The organism is Acinetobacter sp. ANC_7654 (genome assembly GCF_056779855.1).
In genome coordinates this window covers 1-1,863 of record NZ_JBWYIR010000023.1, presented here as the reverse complement: position 1 = coordinate 1,863, position 1,863 = coordinate 1, and the positions used below count along the sequence as shown (strand labels likewise).

Sequence of the window (1,863 nt, the reverse complement as noted above, 5' to 3'; positions counted from 1 at the left end):
GCAGCCGTACGTTGTTGGCTGGTTAAAGCAAATTGGTCTTGATCAGCACGGCTAATATTGAACTGTTCAGCCACGTTTTCAGCCGTTTGCGGCATGGTTTCAACACCATACATTTCTTTAAGCTTCGGGTTGATAAAACGCCAGCCCATGGTGGTGTCTTCAATCTTTTGACTACGACCAAATGCACTCTCAGATTTACCCATCACAAATGGGGCACGTGACATAGATTCAACACCACCTGCCACAATCACGTCAGCCTCACCAGCTTTAATGGCACGCGCGGCCATTGCTACGGTATCGAGTGATGAACCACATAAACGGTTGACTGTGGTTGCAGGTACTGTATAAGGAATACCTGCTAAAAGCGCCGACATACGACCGACGTTACGATTATCTTCACCGGCTTGGTTGGCACAGCCAAATAAAACGTCATCGACGACATTCCAATCCACAGAAGGGTTACGTTCCATTAACGCTTTTAATGGCACTGCACCTAAGTCATCCGCACGGACAGGGGCTAAACCACCGGCATAACGACCAAAAGGCGTACGGATGGCATCAATGATGTATGCGTTTTTCATAGTGTAAGATCCTAAAACCAGTCTTAAGCCTGAGTGGCATCAATGAGTTTGGCACCCGTCATCGATTGAAGCTCTTCAAAAGATAAGCCTTCAACTTTCTCAATGACTTTCATACCATCTGCCGTCACATCAATCACACAAAGGTCCGTATAAATGCGGTCCACACATTTCAAACCTGTCGCAGGATAAGTCAGCTCAGCAACGATTTTCGGTTCGCCTTTTTTAGTGACATGATCGGTGGTAATAAAGACTTTTTTCGCACCCACGGCTAAGTCCATTGCACCACCCACAGCAGGGATGGCATCAGGTGCACCGGTATGCCAGTTTGCAAGATCACCATTTTCTGCGACTTGGAAAGCACCCAGTACCGCGATGTCTAAATGACCACCACGCATCATGGCAAATGAATCACCATGATGGAAGAAAGCTCCGCCTTCTAGCAGGGTTACAAACTCTTTACCTGCGTTAATTAACTCAGGGTCACGGTCTTCTTCCGCAGGGGGTGGACCAAAGGCCAATAAACCATTTTCAGAATGTAAAAAGACATCTTTGTCAGCAGGTAAATAGCTCGAGATTTTAGTTGGTAAACCAATCCCAAGGTTGACATAAGCACCATCAGGAATATCTTGTGCAACACGTTCAGCAATTTGATCACGGGTTAATTTTTGATAACTCATTTTATTTCTCCAATCTCAAATTACTGCGCAGGTTGAACTTGTACAACGTGTTGTACAAAGATCCCAGGGGTGATGATGTGTTCAGGATCTAAGGCACCGAGTTCCACGACTTCTGATACTTGTGCGATGGTGATATCTGCTGCCATGGCCATAATTGGACCAAAGTTACGTGCAGATTTACGGTACACCAAGTTCCCCCAGCGATCGCCCTTATGCGCTTTAATTAACGCAAAGTCAGCTTTGATTGGATTTTCTAAAACGTAGTCTTTACCTTCATAATTCATGGTTGGTTTGCCTTCAGCGAGCAAAGTACCAAAACCTGTTGGTGTGTAGATTGGACCTAAGCCCATACCCGCCGCTTGAATACGGCAAGCCAAGTTGCCTTGCGGTACAAGTTCTAACTCGATTTTGCCTGCACGGTAGAGTTCATCGAAGACATAAGAGTCAGACTGACGAGGAAAAGAACAGATGATTTTACGTACAGCGCCTGCTTGTAACAGTTTAGCCAAGCCGTAATCACCATTACCTGCGTTGTTGTTGACGATCACTAAGTCTTTAATACCGAGTTCAATTAAGCCATCGATGAGTTCAGCAGGCTGACCTGC

Annotated in this window: 3 protein-coding genes; all 3 read right to left on the bottom strand. The window is 45.8% G+C overall.

What is annotated here, in order from left to right; genetic code table 11:
• The coding region (locus AC1M86_RS14750; protein WP_481608249.1) for a thiolase family protein at window positions 1-581 on the bottom strand (581 nt) is incomplete at its 3' end.
• A 23-nt stretch (window positions 582-604) separates the two neighbouring features.
• Entirely contained in the window at window positions 605-1,258 is a 654-nt protein-coding gene (locus AC1M86_RS14745) for a 3-oxoacid CoA-transferase subunit B (RefSeq protein ID WP_180028014.1), read from the bottom strand.
• 20 nt (window positions 1,259-1,278) lie between these two features.
• Window positions 1,279-1,863 (bottom strand): 3-oxoacid CoA-transferase subunit A (locus AC1M86_RS14740; protein WP_035270774.1); only part of this gene is annotated, 585 nt, incomplete at its 5' end.

Bases quoted from the DNA above. Each gene is read 5' to 3' on its own strand.
- AC1M86_RS14745 (WP_180028014.1), bottom strand. From the start codon at position 1,258: ATGAGTTATCAAAAATTAACCCGTGATCAAATTGCTGAACGTGTTGCA.